The following is an 18,837-nucleotide window of genomic DNA, read 5'->3' as shown; positions in this document are numbered from 1 at the left end:
CCGCCATGCGCCTGCGTTCCCTGATGACCCGCCTCGCGGCGTCCACCGTGCTGATCGCCGCTGCGATCGGCGCCCAGGCCGCCCCTTCCATCTCCGGCCGCGAACTGTCGGTCGGCGCCAGTGACGTGCAGCAGTACCTCGATGGCAGCTTCCCACGCACCCAGGACGCCCTCGGCGGCCTGATCGCGCTGACCATGAGCCATCCACAGCTGAGCCTTCCGGCCGGCGAACGGTTGAACCTGGGCATGGATGTGGCACTGGCCACCGCCGGTGGCAACCCGGCCAAGCTGGGCACGGTGAAGCTCAGCAGTGGACTGCGCTACGACGCGCAGACCCAGGGCTTCCACCTGCAGCAGCCCAGCGTGGATGACTTCACCCCGGCCAACCAGGGCGGTCGCCTCGATTCGCGCACCCGCGGCCTGCTCAATGCCTGGCTGAGCGACTACGCCCAGCGCGAACCGATCTACAAGCTGGACCCGGCCGTGGCCGGCCTGCTCGGCGCGCTGCAGGTGCAGTCGGCGCAGGTGAAGAACGGCAAGCTGGTGGTCACCTTCAACCAGAACCTGGGCAACCTGGTGCCGGCAGGCGTGCTGGGTAAGTAAGGTAGTGCCGGCCGCTGGCCGGCACGCTTTTCACATGTGTGCCGGCCAGCGGCCGGCACTACCCGCTGCGGGTCAGCGCTTGGGCTGCAGCATGGTGCCGGTGCACTTGGGCGAGCCGCAGCGGCACTCCCAGATCTTCTTCAGCTTGGCGGTGTGGCGCTCAGCCAGCGTGATGCCGTAGTTGTAGGTCAACTCTTCGCCGGCCTTGATGTCACGCAGCGCCTCGATGAACACCTTGTCGCCGCGGCTGTCGCCGTCCTCGTCTTCCTCGATCACCGCCTCGCAGTTCGGGTCGCAGCTGTGGTTGATCCAGCGCGCGTCATTGCCCTTGTAGTTGGCATCGATCACCCAGTCGTCGTTGAGGGTGAACAGGAAGGTATGACCACTTTCGACGTCGCCGCTGTCATCGGCATCAACGTCGCCGTGGCTGCGCAGCAGGCCCTTGTACTGGATCACGCGCTCGCCCTGCTTGATCGGGGCCACGGCGAACACGCCGTTGCCATGGATGGCGGACTTGCGGGCTTGGATCTTCTTCGGCATCGGCACGGGCTGTTTGCAGCGAATGGAACAGGGATTCTCGCGCATTCCGGGTGATTGCGAAAATCACCCCGTTGGCGCAGCATTGCGCCCTGGCAACGGCCCCGGTGTGTCCTCCCGACCCGGCCCCAGCGCCGGCTGAATGCCCGGGTTGGATGGCGGCGAATAAAAGCGTACAATTTCAGTCCGCTTTAAGAACCACTCGCATCCCCATGTTGCGCGTCACCAAACTCACCGATTACGCCACCGTCGTGCTGACCGTGCTCGCCGCCCGTCCGGGCGAGGTGCTCAGTGCCACCGAGCTGGCCGAATTCACCGGTCTGGAGCCGCCCACCGTCAGCAAGGTGCTCAAGCCGCTGGCCCAGGCCGGCCTGGTTGAAGGCCTGCGCGGCGTGCGTGGCGGCTACCGCCTGACCCGCCCGGCCATCGAGATCTCGCTGTTCGAAGTGGTCGAAGCGATGGAAGGGCCACTGGCCCTGACCGAATGCAGCCACGACCACCACCAGTGCGGCATGGCGCCCAAGTGCGGCGCGCGCAGCAGCTGGCGGCTGATCAACGACGTGGTTTCCGAGGCCCTGCGCGATGTCACCCTTGCGCAGATCCTGCCCCCTCTCCCCCTTGCCGATGACGAACAGCGCCGCACCATCGCTGTCGACGTCGTCTCCTGATCCGTAGGCAGCCCCCCATGGCCACCGAAACCATCGAAAACGTCGCCCACGACGACACCCCCAACCGCGAGATCCACGAGCAGCTCGGCCGCAAGTATTCGGCCGGCTTCATCACCGAGATCGAATCGGACTCCCTGCCGCCGGGCCTGGACGAGGACACCATCCGTGCCCTGTCGGCCAAGAAGGAAGAGCCGGAGTGGATGACGCAGTGGCGCCTGGACGCCTACCGCCACTTCCTGACCATGCCGATGCCGGACTGGGCCAAGCTGGAGATCGCGCCGATCGACCTGCAGGCGCTCAGCTACTACTCCGCGCCGAAGGGCCCGAAGTACGCCTCGCTGGATGACGTGCCGAAGGAACTTCTGGACACCTACGACAAGCTGGGCGTGCCGCTGCACGAGCGTGCCAAGCTGGCCGGCGTGGCGGTGGACGCGGTGTTCGACTCGGTGTCCGTCGGCACCACGTTCCGCAAGGAACTGGCCGAGAAGGGCATCATCTTCTGCTCGATGTCCGAGGCCATCAAGGAACACCCGGAACTGGTGCGCCAGTACCTGGGCACCGTGGTGCCGGTGGGCGACAACTACTTCGCTGCGCTCAATTCGGCGGTGTTCTCCGATGGCAGCTTCGTGTTCATTCCCAAAGGCGTTCGCTGCCCGATGGAACTGAGCACCTACTTCCGCATCAATGCCGGCCACACCGGCCAGTTCGAGCGCACCCTGATCGTGTGCGAGGACAAGGCCTACGTGTCCTACCTGGAAGGCTGCACCGCGCCGATGCGCGACGAGAACCAGCTGCACGCTGCGGTGGTCGAGCTGGTCGCGCTGGAAGACGCGGAGATCAAGTACTCCACCGTGCAGAACTGGTACCCGGGCGACGAGAACGGCGTCGGCGGCATCTACAACTTCGTCACCAAGCGTGCCGAATGCCGTGGTGCGCGCAGCAAGGTCACCTGGACCCAGGTCGAGACCGGCTCGGCGATCACCTGGAAGTACCCGTCCTGCGTGCTGCTGGGCGACGACTCGGTCGGTGAGTTCCACTCCGTGGCGCTGACCCATCACCGCCAGCAGGCCGACACCGGCACCAAGATGATCCACGTCGGCAAGCGCACCAAGAGCAAGATCGTCAGCAAGGGCATCAGTGCCGGCCGCGGCCAGAACACCTACCGCGGCCTGGTGCGTGTGGACCGCAATGCCGATGGCGCGCGCAACTACACCCAGTGCGATTCGCTGCTGATCGGCAAGCAGTGCGGCGCGCACACCTTCCCCTACATCGAGGTGAAGAACCCGGGCGCCACCGTCGAGCACGAGGCCACCACCTCCAAGATTTCCGACGACCAGCTGTTCTACTGCCGCGCCCGTGGCATCAGCCAGGAAGACGCGGTGTCGATGATCGTCGACGGCTTCTGCAAGCAGGTGTTCCGCGAACTGCCGATGGAGTTCGCGGTGGAAGCCAAGAAGCTGCTGGAAGTCTCGCTGGAAGGTTCGGTGGGCTGACCGCCCGCCCCTGTCCCTCGCAAACGCATTCTCTTTACCGGCGGGCCGCGGCCCGCCCCACGGAAACCCCCACCATGCTGAAGATCGAAAACCTCCACGCCCGCATCGGCGACAAGGAAATCCTCAAGGGCCTGTCGCTGGACGTCCAGCCCGGCCAGGTGCACGCCATCATGGGCCCGAACGGCGCCGGCAAGTCCACCCTGGGCAATGTCCTGGCCGGCCGCGACGGCTACGAAGTGACCGAAGGCAGCGTGCAGTTCGACGGCGTCGACCTGCTGGAGCAGGACCCGGAAGCGCGCGCCGCTGCCGGCCTGTTCCTGGCGTTCCAGTACCCGGTGGAAATCCCGGGCGTGAACAACACCTACTTCCTGCGCGCGGCACTGAACGCCCAGCGCAAGGCGCGCGGTGAGGAAGAACTCGATTCCATGCAGTTCCTCAAGCTGGTGCGCCAGAAGCTGGCCGTGCTGCACCTGAAGGACGAACTGCTGCACCGTGGCGTCAACGAAGGCTTCTCCGGTGGCGAGAAGAAGCGCAACGAGATCTTCCAGCTGGCCGTGCTGGAACCGAAGCTGGCGATCCTGGACGAAACCGACTCGGGCCTGGACATCGATGCGCTGAAGAGCGTGGCCGATGGTGTCAACGCACTGCGCGCCGCCGATCGCTCGTTCCTGGTCATCACCCACTACCAGCGCCTGCTGGACTACATCAAGCCGGACGTGGTGCACGTGCTGGCCGATGGCCGCATCGTCAAGAGTGGCGGCCCGGAGCTGGCACTGGAACTGGAAGCGCACGGCTATGACTTCCTGAAGGACCGGGTCGTGCCCGAGGCGGCGGTCTGATGAGCGCCCTGCTTGATTCGATGGCCCAGGCCTTCTGCGGCAGCGATGCGCGCCGCGAAGTGCTGGATGCGGCCCTGCGCGACGGCCTGCCGGCCGCCCGCAACGAAGCCTGGAAGTACACCTCGCTGCGCCAGCTTGAACGCCGTGCGTTCGCTGCGGCGCCGCTGCAGGGCCCTGCGCTGGACGCCGCGCTGCTGGACGACATTCCGGCGCCGCGCCTGGTGTTCGTCAACGGTCGCCTGGATGCCGCGCTGAGCGACGTGCAGGCGCTGCCGGCCGGCGTGCAGCTGCAGTCGCTGTCGGCCGCACTGGCCTCCGGCGAAGACGCCGCGCGTTTCCTTGGCCGCCGCTACGAGCGCAGCGAGGAGATCTTCGCCCGCCTGAATGCCGCGCTGGCCGATGAAGGCGTGGTGCTGCGCGTGGATGAAGGCGTGCAGGTCGAAACGCCGCTGCAGCTGGTATTCGCCAGCGTCGCCGGCGACACCGACCTGGCCTGGCACCACCGTCACCTGATCGAACTGCGTGCCGGCGCCAGCCTCGGCGTGGTCGAGCATCGCTTCAGCGTGGGTGACTCCGCCCACCTGGACAACACCGTGCTGCATGCCCACGTCGCCCGTGATGCCGTGCTCAAGCACGCCCGCGTGCAGGCCGGCAGCGCGCGCCAGACCAGCTTCCTGCGCACCGACGCGGTGCTGGCGCGCGACGCGCAGTACCACCGCGTCGACCTGGAACTGGGCGCCGCGCTCAGCCGCCATGAACTGAACGTGCGCCTGGAAGGCGACAATGCCCAGCTGACCGCCAACGGCGTGCTGCTTGGCAATGGCCGCCGCCACGTCGAAACCCGCCTGGGCATCGACCACATCGCACGCGATACCGCCTGCGAACTGCTGTGGCGCGGCGTCGCCGCCAACCGCAGCCGCGTGGTGTTCCATGGTGGCATCCAGATCCGCGAAGGCGCCGATGGCACCGACGCGAACCTGTCCAACAAGAACCTGCTGCTGTCGGCCGATGCCGAGATCGACACCCAGCCGACGCTGGTGATCGACGCCGATGAAGTGAAGGCCGCACACGGTGCGACTGTCGGCCAGCTCGACGCCAATGCGCTGTTCTACCTGCGCTCGCGCGGCCTGCCGCAGGCACAGGCGCAGGCACTGCTGAGCGCCGCGTTCTGCCACGAGCCGCTGAAGATCCTGCCCGACGCGCTGCGTGCGCAGCTGGCACGTCGGCTGGACAAGGCCCTCGCCGAGGCGGGTGTGGCATGAACCTGTCCACGCCGCGACCGATCGAAGAACGCACCGGCGCCCCCGACTGGGACCGCGTCCGCCTCGACTTCCCGCTGTTGATGCGTGAAGTGCACGGCAAGCCGCTGGTCTATTTCGACAACGCCAACACCGGCCAGAAGCCAGTGCAGGTGATCGGCGCGGTGGACGAGTTCTACCGCCGCTACAACGCCAACGTCAGCCGCGCGGTGCATGCACTGGGCAGCGAAGCCACCGATGCCTACGAAGGCGCACGCAACAAGCTGGCGCGCTTCCTCAACGTGCGCCCCAGCGACCTGGTGCTGTGCAGTGGCACCACCTTCGCCATCAACCTGGTGGCCTACTCGTGGGCGCTGCCACGGCTGAAGGCCGGTGACGTGATCCTGATCACGCGCATGGAGCACCACGCCAACATCGTGCCGTGGCAGCTGGTCGCGCAGCGTACCGGCGCCACCATCCGCGTGGCCGAGATCACGCCTGACGGCGCACTCGATCTGGATGCGCTGCGCGCGGCAATGACCCCGGAGGTCAAGCTGCTGGCGGTCACCCACGTCTCGAACGTGCTGGGCACGGTCAACCCGGTGCGCGAGATCTGCCGCGAAGCGCGCAAGCGCGGCATCATCACCGTGGTCGATGGCTCGCAGGCGGTACCGCACCGCAAGGTCGATGTCGCCGCGATCGGCTGCGATTTCTACGCCATTACCGGCCACAAGATGTGCGGCCCGACCGGCACCGGTGCGCTGTGGGCCCGTCGCGAGCACTTGGACGCGATGCCGCCGTTCCTCGGCGGCGGCGAGATGATCAAGGAAGTCAGCTTCGACGGCACCGTGTTCAACGATGCCCCGCACAAGTTCGAAGCCGGCACCCCGAACATCGCCGGTTTCATCGGCCTGGGTGTGGCTGCCGACTACCTGCAGCAGCTTGGCCAGGAGAACGTGGAAGCCCGCGAAGCCGAACTGCTGGCGCACTTCACCGAAGAGCTGCGCCGCGTCGACGGCCTGCGCATCATCGGCGAAGCGCCGGAGAAGGCCGCGGTGGTCTCGTTCCTGATCGACGGCGCGCATGCCCACGATCTGGCCACCCTTTTGGATCTGGAAGGCGTGGCCGTGCGCTCTGGCCAGCACTGCGCGCATCCGCTGCTGCAGTACTTCGGCGTCGCGGCTACCTGCCGTGCCTCGCTGGCGTTCTACAACACGCATGCCGAGATCGAGCGGTTCATGACCGCGCTGACCAAGGTACGGAAGCTGCTGGGCTGAGGATTCGCCAGAACCAGGAAAGTACAAGAACGCCGCAGGAAACTGCGGCGTTTTTTATTGCGCGCTGGACGCAACCAAGCAGAGGTGTAACCGGGAAACGCTGAGCGATGTCAGGAACGAGCAATCTCACCGTAATGCCGATCCATCCACCATCAACGGCCTTGAGGCACCGTCTTTTACATGCCAACAAGCATGGATACCCCGGAGGCAATCAAGAAGACGTACATCATCACGACGCCCCTCAACACCCACCGTGCCCCCTGATGGAGCGTCTGCCCTTTGGAAGTAAGGGCAAGCACTGCAATACCGCGCAAGCACCTAAGCCACCAATCAACCTTGATGATTCCGACTGCAGCGAGTACTTCCGGCCGTTCACGCTCGATTTTCAGCAACATCCTGTGAGCCGCAAATGCGTTTATCCACATGGCACCTAGAATGATGGAAGCCCAAATGGGGAAGCTTTCAACAAACCCTGGCACTCAGCTCCTCCTTTTGAGGCTACTCCATCACATAGCACCTGCACACCCAATCTTCTACGCAGCAATCAGCTATGGAGTCGATGCGTTCAATGGCGCAAGAAGACCCTTGACGTATCCACCGAGGCCAACTACGTCCTCAGCTGTGCCAATCAGGTCCCGTCGCATCATCTTCTCGACATGCTCTACACCACCAAGTCGCGCGACAACATCCGCAAGGAAAGTGACATCTCCCGCAAACAACGTCACGTCCTGATCCAGCTTTACAACCCAGCGACCATCATGCGAATACAAATAATGATCACGCACGAAGTTCCCATCTTCGAGCCAGTAGGAGCGCAGGCCATCCAGACCTCGCTCAATTTCCACGGGGTTTCCGCCGTCGGAGCTCTCTGAACATCGAACCGCGCACATCGCGATATCTGCAAAGTTCTCCGAAAGTACTTTCAGCCACGCCACCCAAACATCATTCGGAGCAAAATCCTCATACAGGTTGCGATCAAACGCCATCCCCGCCCAGTCTTCCCGGAGAAGAGGGAGATCCGGAGGGGTAGCATCCGAGAGGGATGCCGCAATGAAGTCTGGCAAGCAACATTTATTGCTCATGGCTTCTCTGACTGCACTCAAGCCCACTCATCAATACTCTGCCTAACGGCCAACACCTGTGCTTCGGCATAGCGGGGATCGCGAATACGGATATCGGCGTCATCAAGATAGTGCCATATCACGTGAGGAACCCCGATTTCATACGAAATTGACCGAAGCACGTCCTTGATAAATTCCGCCCTCTGGTACCAGCCAGACGCCTGTTCCACGGAAGCAGGCTCGGATTCCAACAGTCTCCGCAGACAGGCTAAAACGAGATTCTTTTCATCGATAGCGCTCAATGCGAAACCTCATATTCATCAACCAAGAGGAAATTCCCCCAAAGTCTATCGACGTGATCGATCAGTTCGCAATGGAAGCCGTGGCGTTGTCCTTCCCGTGGTTGCGCATGCTGCCCCACTGCACGTCGACCTTAAACATCATCTGCAGAGGTATGTAGTGACCTGTCGGCACCCGCCTCGGACACCAGCAGAAGAATCCCTGTTATCACGAACCGCTTCATGGGAGCCGCGATTGATACTTGAAACTCACTTCAGATCTTCGAGATCAACGGACACGTCTCCGAAAGTCGCTCTTGGAATCGGACCTGGGACCCTCAACGACTGAACGTCAAGCGGGGCATGCATTTCGCCGAGAAGAAGATCATCCGTCGACCCGTCCGTCTTCCTAAGCCTGAACTCTCCAGTCACTGATACCCACGAATAGGCATACCGATTAAACACGTCACGCTGGAGATCTATTGGGCCCTTGATGCGAACTTGGGTCTCCTCAGTCACTCCAGCTTCGAACAGCTCCTTGCTGGAGTTCAATACAAAGAGCCCCCGACTAACTCCGAGATAGCCCTCCACGCGTATCGATTTCCCATCGAATAGACGGGGGGTCGAAGCCAGCGCCCGGAAGCTGACTCGGCAAGCGGAGCTGCCCTCGACCCCACAGGTCTTTCCAGACGGTGCGCCCCCACCTTCTTGATACCTGCAACCAGCCCCATAGAAAATAAAAACAATAACCATGAAAAACCGGAACTTAAATTTCATGCCCATACCTCCGCGTCGCCATCCAGCGCCATGGATACCCGCTCACTTTCTTCGCTCCACACCCACAAACCCAAGCCCCCCCCTGTCAGCCGAAAAATTCACTGAATCACTGATAGCCAAGCTCATCAACAAAAGCCCTGCACTTGGAATCCCAATCGACATGAAATGACTTCAGCTCATCGGACTGCAGTTTCCCATTGTCCGAACGATTCATTACTGCATATCCGCGCCGCCCTCTCACTGCCCCTCAGTAGCGGTGCCGTATACATCCCATCCGACCGCCGCGACGCCTTATACGGGCCACGCGCACCAATACCGCGAGTGCCGTCCGAATCAGTGGGGAGTCAGCCCTTTTTCCAGCCGACAGCTCACCCTCGACCTCTCGGCAATAGTCATCACGCACTCATTCACAGGAAGCCCACAGGTGTCCGCCGACCTGACGACACCTTGATGATCGGCCAAGACGAAATATACCCTCTCCCTTTCGCTTCCAGCCTGATCAAATGATTTCCTGACATCAATTAAATGTACCCTACATATTTGCGCTTCTGGCACGCTCCCGGAAGAACTAAAAACTGACTCGAGCGCAAGTGCGTAGTTATTAGCCGCTGCGTTTCCCGGCTCATGATTTATGACCACACCCAAACCTTCATCTCTTCCGCCACAGGCTGTAAGCCCTAACAAGCAAAGCGCCGCTACAATAATATCGACCAGCCGCCCAAAGCGATCAAGCACTTGGGGATTTTTCACTGAAATACCTCCCAAAACTTAGCGCATCCGCAATCTACATCCTTTCACAGAACCCGATCATTCGCTTCAAAATGACCGAGGCACACTGGTCTTCGTCAATACCGCAAGTCCCCGCAGTCAAGAACTTCCCGCCGCCATCAGTCAATACATAGAAGATCCTTCTATTTCTCTGACCCTCCCGAGAGAGTTCGAGCTGCGATACCACCAACTCTGCATTCACTTCCCGCGCCCCATCCACAGGGCGCGAATGTATTACCTCATCCATATCAGCATGAATCTTCTGAGATGAGGAGCTGTCGTGGTCTTGGTTGGCCACCCGAAGAAGACAACCGCGGTTCTGCACACAGGAGGCAAGAAGCGGCATCGATAAGGCAGCAGATAGAAAAACTATGATCCTCATCGAAACCTGCCCATCCAATGACCTCGAGTTCAAACCAGAATACGCTCCACACCACCCGTTCCTATCATTGAATCCGAACGAATTATTATGGACATTCGCGCAATTGCAACCTCTAATTGGAAATCCCCACCCCGCAAGGTGGAATCCCGACCCGTTCATGCCGCAACCTCTGAAGATCCATCTCCATCAATTCGCGCGTAGTCTCCGGCGGATCAAGACGCAAGCCTTCCTCGAGGATTTGCATTGCGCGCCTACAGCCCCCCCGCCTTGCTCAAGGGAGAGGAACAGTGCCAATCGCTGCATTGAACTAACGTCAATTCGTGCGACTCCTCAAGCCAGTAGCGATACCGCTCCATGTCGCCACGCGTCGAGTAGTGCCATTCGAGCTTTAGACGGGCCTCTGCACTCCCGTTTTCAGCCATCGAAGTCTGACGTTCCAACTCCTCCTCGGAAAGGGCCAGACTTGGCGCCTCATCATATTTCTCATTTCGGGAAAGCCGCTCTTCCTGGGGCTCCCCGTTACCGCAGCCAACAAGCAGCAAAGACAAAGCAACAGAATTCGAAAGAATTTTCATTGCTTCACCTTCACCATTTCTACTCTACGAATTCTGGACCCCAATTTAGGCTCAGCAAACTGATAGGATATTGAACCATCAGCTTTGATCGTAATCGAACGAATGGCGGGACCTGCCGGCCCCGTCCCGCCAGGCGAGAACCTCTGTCATACACCTGCACCTCCGGTTCCGTTCTCACCCATACTGACACGGAGCGTCATATCATCTCCAGGCTTGTAGTTTTTTGGATAGCGAGCGAATCCGTTGGGAGCATATACGGACGACTTATTCAGGTTCGCCCATCCCTGAGAAAAAGCCTTTGCCTGACCGATTTCCGTCCCCAAGTGGCAACCTGCCATGAATATTTCCTGGCCCTGTTTTAGCCCAAACTGGGTCCGAGCCATATCCTAGGAGCTGACTGTGGAGTAGTTTTCCATGCGCCCCCCTCGCTGGTCCTGAATGACCATGTTATTGGCGTGCCCTGCGACCGTGAACTTGCCCGGAATGTTGAGCGCATCTCCTCCTGCTCTCAGCCCGTTCGGATCAGCTTCACCGAACACGTTCATGTCTGCCCTGCCGTCCGGATCCTTGAACTTATACAGATTGGCAGAAGCATAGCGATAGCGATTGAATGAAGCCCCTTCCGAACTAGCTGCAACTGGATCAGCCCCCAGAAATGCGACAGTTTGGAAGTCATAATATCGCTGCTGCATGTAACTCAGCCCGGCCCCCGATTCCGTCACATGCCCCGTATATCCCGGCCCATCCTTCAACGGCCGATTCACCACCGCCCCATACGGCTCATGGATTGTACGCTCGATGACGTTTCCGCTGGCATCGGTGATCGCCACCGGTGAACCCAATGCATCAGTGTGGATGTACTCGACCACTTCCTGGGCGGTCGCTGGCGCCATACAGGCCACCAGCACCACTATCGCAAGCACCACTCGAATCAACAACAAAGAGAGTCCATTCATGGCTTAGTCCCAGCTCGGTACACTCTGGGTGACAGGATGGTTGCTCCACCACGGCAAGCAATCTTCTGCATTGCAGGCACGCGCGCGATACTCATGCGCGCAATAGGTCCCGCCACTCGACTGCACGTAGGTCTTGCCGCGAAAAAATGCCGATGACGCAGTCTCCCGTTGCGACTGGCGCTTCAGCAGCCTGCAAGATAGCTACGCTTAAGAAGAGGCCCCATTCGGTGGACGTATCGCGTCTGCACAAGGCTGCTACGAACTCTTCCCGCGTAGCAAGCCAACGAAAAGAGGTATGTAGCCCACCGTGAACGCCGCCAGAAGTATGAGCGCCCATTCAATGAATGAAATCCATGTATGCCCGTACACCAGACGCAACAATCCATAGCTTACGATCGTGAAAACAGCAGTTTTCGCGTAATACACGGCGACGCCCTTCAAGATCAATTTGATCTTCATATTGGACCGACCAGGATTTCGTAGGCAACTCAGAGCCATAATCAATGGTAACGAGAGGGGTGTCTATGGTGAGCAAGCAGTACAGTCTCCTCAACCTGAGCTGTCATTGCCTCTCAGGTTGCCGGCCAGCGGCCCGCACTGCCCGGGAGTTCTTCAGAGCATCCCTAAACAACGACGTTAGTCACACCTTCAAGAGAACGGATTGGAGATGGCCGCATAAATCGCCTCAGGCGGCCCATCAAATCCGAACGCCTCTCTATGCATCATCTCCTCAATATAACGATGCTTTTCTATGTCCCCGGGATATGGGCTTGCCACCCCAAGAAAGTCACGACCACCAACAGCTATAACAAAGCGCTCATGAACATCCCAATAACACAATGAGCCCGACGAATCATGGCGCAGCACAACTTCAAAACCCGCGGCACGACTATCAATCTCATAGATATCGTAGGCATCAGCAATGAGAACATCCTCAATCTGCCTGCCATTATCAGATATCCTCGACAGCAGCGGCCGATCACTCCCAGAGACCTTGGAAAATGCGAGCCACATAAAATAGCAATCTACAATTGACAACGACCACGGGTATACAGCATTACCCCGCCCCTTCACATACCTCATGAATAGCGTGGAATCATCACCAAACATGCCACCTACTCCTCTTTAAATCTAACTTTAATAACCTCTTTAATCTTGGTTCCGGTTCGTTCAGCGCTGAGCCGAACTGAAGTCTCGCCCGAACCATCCCTTGTAATTCTTGCACTCATCTGAACCACTGAGCCGTCGCCCAGTTTCCCTAACTGCCCCCCATCCCGCGCCTCAGACTGACCGCGAGTCAATATATTGAACATTTTTTTTGCGCCAGCGGCGCCACCATGCCCCTCGTACTGGTTGGTTCTTCTGCCAGCACGCCCCCCGGTGGGACCCAACTGATCTGCAACCGAGTCAATGTACTTCCGTGCTTGGGAAAAATCCTTCCCGGCCATTATGGCGCCACGCATTGCCGCAGCCAACGCTGAAACGAATCCTCCACCCTCTATCGCTGCACCACCGGTTGTGCCCGCGACCGCCGATCCTCCAACAATTCTCAGCATCAGACGGCCATCTCGCCCGACTTGCTGTTGTGCCTGATCAAGGGTCAGGCAGCTGGAAGTGTCGTGGCAAGAACGTGGATCCGACACTTGACGCCCATCTGGGTCAGTAAAGCGGTAGGGATTGCCATCTCCGTACCTGTAGCGACTGAACTGTCCAATCGGGCTCTGATATGCAGCGACCGGATCGACAGACAGAAAGCCTGCCAACGCAGGATCATAGTACCGCTGCTGCATGTAACTCAGCCCGGTCCCCGAGTCCGTCACATGCCCCGTATATCCCGGCCCATCCTTCAACGGCCGATTCACCACCGCCCCATACGGCTCATACACCGTACGCTCGATGACGTTTCCGCTGGCATCGGTGATCGCCACCGGTGAACCCAGTGCATCAGTGTGGATGTACTCGACCACTTCCTGGGCGACTGCCGGAGCCACGCAGGCCGCCAGCACCACCACCGCGAGTACCGCCCGAATCAACAGCGAAGAGAGTCCATTCATGGCTTAGTCCCAGCTCAGTACACCTTGGGTGACCGGCCGTTCGGCCGACCATGGGGAGCAACCGCCTGCATTACAGGCACGCACGCGATACTCATGCGCGCAGTAGGTCCCGCCATTCGACTGCACGTAGGTCTTGGGGCCCGTGTAAAGACGCTTGCCACCGCCACCGCTTTCAAGCTGATACTCGGTTGCGTCTGCCACCAGACTCCATCCTGCAGAGCACTGGACCTGATAGGGCGGCCTGCGGGTCGTCAACCACTCTGCTAGATAGAGACTCGTCGCCCCCGGCGGCAGCACCACCGCGACAGTCACGACTCCCGAGTACGGACTGCACCCCGCGAAATTGCACGCCCTCACGCGATAGGCGTAGCTGCCTTTACCACGGCTGGCACCAAAGCTGTTCCCGTCGCCGTTATGCACCACCGTCCAGCCACCACCGTTGGCGCTCTCCTCCAGCACGAAGCTCTCGCTGTTGGCCGGCACCGACCAGCTCAGGCTGTACTGCGGCACGTTCACCAGGCCCGGCGCACTGATCACCGGCTCGATCGTCGGCGGCCCGATCACCGCTACCGTCGACGTAGCCGACCACGGTCCGCAGCCCGCGCCATTGCAGGCGGCAACCCGATAGCCATAGTTGCCCACACCGCGCGCAGCGGTGGCATAGGAACCCGCGTTGCCGTCGAACAGCGTGACCCATCCGCCACCATTGCTACTCTCCTGCAGGGTGTAACGCGTGGCACCAGCCACCCCGTTCCAGCCAATACCAATACTGCCCGGCGCAGCGCGTGCCGGCGCAGAGAGTCCGGGCGCAGTGGCAGGCGGATATACGACCGTCACCGCAGCCGTGGCGCTGTATCCCGTGCACCCTACCGGGTTACATGCGCGAACCCGGTAGTTGTAGCTTCCCGCTGCCTTGCCACTGAAGGCCTTGGACTGACCGATGGCGTTGTGCACCTGGGCCCAAGCGCCACCATTGGCGCTTTCCTCCAGCTCATAGCGCTCGGCACCGGAAGCCGCAGACCAAGCTACGTTGTAGCTGCCGTTGAAGGCTGTGGCAGGCACGTTCAGGGTCGGCACGGTGGATGGCGCCAATGCCACGGCCACTGACGCGACATTGCTCCATCCGCCGCACACCGCCCGGCAGCCGCGCACCCGGAATTGATAGGTCCCCGTGACCAGGCCTGTGCTGGTGAACGATTGCGCCGCGCCATCGAAGACTGTGCTCCAGGTGCCCGCAAGGGCACGCTGCAACTCATAGCGGTTGGCACCGCCGGCCGGGCTCCAGGTCAGGTTCACGCTGCCCTGGGTGATGTAGCCCGGCGCACTCAGCGCGGGAACGCTGGGTGCCGCTTCGCCATGCACCTGGGAAACCAAACTGCCTGACAGGTAGAGATAGTCGGTCTGCTTGCCGGTACGTTCGTTGCGCTGGAATCGCAGCACGCCGCCGTTGTCGTAGAACGAGTAGATTGCCCCCTTGCCACTGGCGCTGGCCTTCACCCGACGGCCGTGGGCGTCGTACTCGTAGCTCTCTGCTGTTCCGGCCGCGCGCAGCCGGTTGCCGTAGTCAAACGCGAAAGCCTGACCATTGCGCACCGAAAGATTGCCCTGCACGTCATAGCCAAGACCGGTCACGGTTGCGCCGGTTCCGGTTTCAATCACGTTGACCAGTCGATTGGTCGGATCGAAGTAGTGCGTACGATCGCGGCTGCCGACCTTGGCACGGCGCAGGTTGTCCAACGCGTCATACTCATACAAGGCGTTGCCGAAGCCCGGCGCAGTGACCGTCCGCAACCGGTCCAGGCCGTCATAGGTCATGTCCCGGTTGCCGGGCGCCCCGGGCAGACCATCGGAAATGGCCATCACGTTGCCGCCAGCATCGTAGTCATAGCTGTCATCCAGCACTGCGGCCGCTGCGGTGGCATCGCGGCTGCGGTCGGGCAGCCCGCGGGCATTCTGGGTCAACGTGTGCACGATCCCATTGCCATACACGAAGCGGGCCAACGCGCCATTGGCAAAGTAACTGGCCTCCTTCGCATAGCCGCCAACCGTCGTCGCCCGACCCAGTGCGTCCGGCGTATAGCTGACGACACGCCCACCCGGATAGGTATTGCTGGCCAGTGTGCCGTTGGCATCGTAGCCATAGGCCAGGCTCAGGCTTCCCAGATCCGGATGCTGCAGGGTTTCGCCGCTGAGCAGGCGGCGGCGGTTGTACTGGTAGCGGTTGACGACCATCGGCCGGGCCGGATCGTTCTGCGTGCTGATCTCGGCCGGCAGACCATCAGGCGCGTAGGACCAGTTCTGATTTCCGCGCCCATCCGGGAAGATCAGGGACGACAAGCGGTTGGCGGCGTCGTAACTACGCTTCACCGCACGTCCGCTGGCCAGGGCTTCACTTCGGTTGCAGTCGGTGGTGCTGGTCAAACCCGTGCCGGCCGCCGACCACAGCACGTTGCCTGCCGCGTCGTAGTCCTGCACGGTCGCACCGGTTTCCGGCTCGATGGTCTTGCACAGCTGCTGGTAGCCGTCATAGACGTAGCGGCGGGTGAGCGACTGGCTGCCGTCTGCATTGCGGCGGGTGATCGCCAGCGGCTTGCCCAGCGTGTCGCGCTGGATCTCGGTCACCACGCCTTCCGGGTGCTGCAGCGTCAGCGGCATCTCGTAGCTGGGCTGGTCGTAGGCAAGGTGACGGGTCGTCGTGGCCTGGCCGCGGGGGTTGGTCACCTTCACCGACAGGTTGCCCACGTACTCGGTGCGGGTAACCAGTGCCCCCAACTCGGACGATTGACTGACCACGGTGGGGCGGCCCAACGCGTCGTACTGCGTCGTGGTGCCAGTCAGGGTGGCATTGATATCGGAGAGCTGCCGCGTGGGATACGAGGCAAACACGGTCTTGCCGCTGGTGTCGTAGCGGGTCACCACGGCACTGTCCAGCACATTGTTGGCGTTTTCGGTCACCAGCACCGGGCGGAACATCGCATCCAGGTAGGTATCCGTGCGCCGTCCGCCCTGCGTGCGGGAGTGCTTCCACGCACCGGCGGGCACCCCCAGCTGCGCGCCACCCAGCCGCTGCAGGTCCATGGTTACGCCATTCCAGTTAACGCTGTCGCCGCCAGGGAACTGCTGGCTGCGCAGCCTGCCCATGCTGTCGTAGCTGAAGCTGGTGGTTGCGCCGGTTTCGTCGGTCAGCGAGGTGATCCAACCGTTGTCGTCGACGGCAACCGTGCGCACCGCACCATTGGGCGCTTCGGGCGTGGCCGGCATGCGGAGCTGCTGCGGAACACCACGCTTCCATCCCGACAGATGGCTGGTATTTCCACGGCCATCGGCCACCGAGGCAACCGTGCCGTCGGCTGCATAGGTCACCTGCTGCGCCAGGCGGCCAAATGCGTAGGCGCGCAGCGGCAGTGCTTTGGCCGTATCGAATTCGGTGCGGGACTGTTCGATGCCATTGAGCACACTGCGCGCCGTCTGGCCGTTCACCCATAGCGCGGGATTGTCGTAGTAGCTGGTGCTGGTGGTGCGACTCTGGCCAGCGGAATTCGCTTCGACGACGGTGACTTCGCGCGCAAATGCATCAAAGGCCTGCACGGTGCGGGTGAACTGCACGCCATCCTGTTCCACAACAGTGGATTGAACGGGGCGGTTGTAATGGGCCTTGAGATCGCTCGCACCGTACTTGAAGTCCTTGCCGGCCTCTTTCGGGAAGGGTGCCGCATCCAGCTGGGCATCCGGATAGTAGTTGTTGCGGTCAACGCGCACGACCGAGCCGCCCGATCGCGTTGTCGTGGACAGCAACAGGCCGTCGTTGTAGGCAACTTCCTTGCCGAACTCGTAGACGCGAACGACACCATCGGGCAACGTCTCGGTGGTGATCTTCGGCTCTGCCTGGCCTACGGGGATTACTGGACCGCCCAGGTCCTGGGCGAAAGCACCATTGAGATTGGTGTATTGATAGGTCCACTGTGCAGTGGGCATGCCCGGACCGCTGATGGTCTTGGTCACCAGCGACATTGCGTCACGGTAGACCGGCGTGTAGTTCCAGCCATCAGCAAACAGGTGATTGTCGCCAGAGGTCTGGCAATCCAGCTTCACATTCTTGCGCCCATGGCGGAACGGCCGGAACAGGAACGTCCCCAGCGCACCCGACGGATGCTGGATGCTCAGAGTGATCTCGCTGGGCACGATCTTGTTGACGCGCGAACATGTGGCCGGGTAGTCCATGTACTCCCAGATGCCCTGCCCGATGTAGTCGGCGTACTTGTGGGTGACTGACAGCGGCGGCAGGTTGTAGACCCATTGGGTTCCGTCCGGCAGCGTCACTGTCCGCAGGATATCGGCCTCCGTGTACCCGTAAATCCAGGTGCGCCCTGCAGCGGTTGCGGATGCGATCAGTCCTTTCGCGTTGTAGGCCAGGCTGATCTCGCGGCCATCGTTGGCAACCATGCGCAACAGCCGGTCGCCGCTCCACTCGTAGCGCACCCAGTTGCCGAAGCGATCCACAACCTGCGATGGGTACAGGAACACAAGCTTTCGATTCAGCAGTGCATTGCTTTCAGGTCCGTAGGGTTGCAGCGTTGCACCGTTGTGGGGCTTGGCGACCATCCAGTCGAAGTAGTACTTAGTGCCGTCGGGAGCATGGCCAAGGAAGCCTTGTCCCGGCTGTCCACTCTTCAGGGCGGTCAGGCAACTGAACGTCCAGCCGCCCTTGGTATTCCAAGGCGCCGGTTCGCCAAACTGTGGCTGCGGCTGACGCGCATCACCGCTGCCTCCCAGGACCGGCTCACCGCCACCACCTGGCAGGGAGAGGCGCACGCCATCCCAGAAAGTATTGGGATAGAAATTTACGGTCTGGGTGCGGCGACGGTTCCAGACCTCCAGTGACGGAGGCGCCGCCACCGTACTGCAGCGCGCAGCGGGCGCCCAATAGCCGACAGCAGCGGTCTCCGGCAGATCGCCATAGACGCCGGACATGGACGGGATATCCAGATCCCAATCCGAGAATGGGCTCTCACTACTACGATCGCCATCGCGATAGCTGCGGCCCAAGGTCATCGTCAGGCTGCCATTGCCCGGAATCGAAACATCCGTGGCCTTGAAGCTGATCGAACCGTCATAGAGGTTGACCTGCTCGCCGAAGATCTCGCCCTTCAGCGGTTCGACAATGTCCCCGTACTTCAGCCGCTTGTCGTACTCCTGGCGCCAGGTGGGAACAATCTGGGCGGAAACGCCGACCGGTGCCAGCACGCACAGGGCAAAGACACCCAGAAGCAGACCCTTGGCAGCCGTTGCGGCGCGCGGATGAGAAATGAGGCCAGACTGCATGAAGATCCTC

General features: G+C 61.2%; 15 protein-coding genes. 6 read left to right on the top strand and 9 right to left on the bottom strand.

Features of this window, described 5'->3' with window-relative positions; all coding sequences use genetic code 11:
• Positions 1-5 precede the first annotated feature (5 nt).
• Positions 6-602 (top strand): YceB family lipoprotein, encoded by a 597-nt coding sequence (locus tag ACZLHH_RS05400; RefSeq protein ID WP_012510326.1) that lies wholly within the window; start codon positions 6-8, stop codon positions 600-602.
• Between the two features lie 72 nt (positions 603-674).
• Here ACZLHH_RS05400 and ACZLHH_RS05395 read toward each other — a convergent pair whose 3' ends face one another.
• Entirely contained in the window at positions 675-1,142 is a 468-nt protein-coding gene (locus tag ACZLHH_RS05395; protein WP_012479369.1) for an SET domain-containing protein, read from the bottom strand.
• A gap of 209 nt (positions 1,143-1,351) precedes the next feature.
• Here ACZLHH_RS05395 and ACZLHH_RS05390 point away from each other — a divergent pair, with 209 nt between their 5' ends.
• The 5 genes from ACZLHH_RS05390 (at position 1,352) to ACZLHH_RS05370 (ending at position 6,654) form a co-directional block, all read left to right on the top strand.
• The gene (locus ACZLHH_RS05390; protein WP_005408436.1) at positions 1,352-1,807 is read left to right on the top strand and encodes an SUF system Fe-S cluster assembly regulator; all 456 of its coding nucleotides are present in this window, start codon (positions 1,352-1,354) and stop codon (positions 1,805-1,807) included.
• 17 nt (positions 1,808-1,824) lie between these two features.
• On the top strand, positions 1,825-3,300 hold the full coding sequence (gene sufB, locus ACZLHH_RS05385; protein WP_043396952.1) for a Fe-S cluster assembly protein SufB: 1,476 nt from the start codon (positions 1,825-1,827) through the stop codon (positions 3,298-3,300).
• Between the two features lie 74 nt (positions 3,301-3,374).
• Positions 3,375-4,139 (top strand): Fe-S cluster assembly ATPase SufC, encoded by a 765-nt coding sequence (gene sufC / locus ACZLHH_RS05380; RefSeq protein WP_019337095.1) that lies wholly within the window; start codon positions 3,375-3,377, stop codon positions 4,137-4,139.
• Positions 4,139-5,401 (top strand): Fe-S cluster assembly protein SufD, encoded by a 1,263-nt coding sequence (gene sufD, locus ACZLHH_RS05375; protein ID WP_049462178.1) that lies wholly within the window; start codon positions 4,139-4,141, stop codon positions 5,399-5,401. Before sufC ends, sufD begins: the two co-directional genes overlap by 1 nt.
• Complete coding sequence (locus tag ACZLHH_RS05370) at positions 5,398-6,654, top strand: cysteine desulfurase (RefSeq protein WP_005408431.1); 1,257 nt, start codon at positions 5,398-5,400, stop codon at positions 6,652-6,654. The genes sufD and ACZLHH_RS05370 overlap by 4 nt, the downstream gene beginning before the upstream one ends.
• Before the next feature lie 548 nt (positions 6,655-7,202).
• Here ACZLHH_RS05370 and ACZLHH_RS05365 read toward each other — a convergent pair.
• The 8 genes from ACZLHH_RS05365 to ACZLHH_RS05330 form a co-directional block, all read right to left on the bottom strand.
• Positions 7,203-7,736, bottom strand: coding sequence for a hypothetical protein (locus ACZLHH_RS05365; protein ID WP_239684302.1), 534 nt, complete (start codon positions 7,734-7,736; stop codon positions 7,203-7,205).
• A 17-nt stretch (positions 7,737-7,753) separates the two neighbouring features.
• A complete protein-coding gene (locus ACZLHH_RS05360; RefSeq protein ID WP_049462176.1) occupies positions 7,754-8,017 on the bottom strand; it encodes a hypothetical protein in 264 nt (87 codons plus the stop codon).
• A 246-nt stretch (positions 8,018-8,263) separates the two neighbouring features.
• Positions 8,264-8,770, bottom strand: coding sequence for a hypothetical protein (locus ACZLHH_RS05355; RefSeq protein ID WP_152911145.1), 507 nt, complete (start codon positions 8,768-8,770; stop codon positions 8,264-8,266).
• A 1,401-nt stretch (positions 8,771-10,171) separates the two neighbouring features.
• Entirely contained in the window at positions 10,172-10,495 is a 324-nt protein-coding gene (locus ACZLHH_RS05350; RefSeq protein WP_143048183.1) for a hypothetical protein, read from the bottom strand.
• Positions 10,496-10,881: 386 nt separating this feature from the next.
• Positions 10,882-11,451 carry an RHS repeat domain-containing protein gene (locus ACZLHH_RS05345; RefSeq protein ID WP_180844675.1) on the bottom strand — a complete coding sequence of 190 codons (570 nt, stop codon included), beginning with the start codon at positions 11,449-11,451 and terminating at the stop codon, positions 10,882-10,884.
• 648 nt (positions 11,452-12,099) lie between these two features.
• Entirely contained in the window at positions 12,100-12,561 is a 462-nt protein-coding gene (locus ACZLHH_RS05340; RefSeq protein ID WP_143048182.1) for a hypothetical protein, read from the bottom strand.
• Between the two features lie 5 nt (positions 12,562-12,566).
• Positions 12,567-13,505: an RHS repeat-associated core domain-containing protein gene (locus ACZLHH_RS05335; RefSeq protein WP_080355180.1), complete on the bottom strand. Its 939-nt coding sequence runs from the start codon at positions 13,503-13,505 to the stop codon at positions 12,567-12,569.
• 3 nt (positions 13,506-13,508) lie between these two features.
• On the bottom strand, positions 13,509-18,827 hold the full coding sequence (locus ACZLHH_RS05330) for a wall-associated protein (protein ID WP_049463143.1): 5,319 nt from the start codon (positions 18,825-18,827) through the stop codon (positions 13,509-13,511).
• Positions 18,828-18,837 lie beyond the last annotated feature (10 nt).

Source organism: Stenotrophomonas sp. 28608_Sma, from assembly GCF_056486185.1.
The sequence above is the reverse complement of the archived record's forward strand: the minus strand, read 5'-3'. Positions and strand labels throughout refer to the sequence as shown.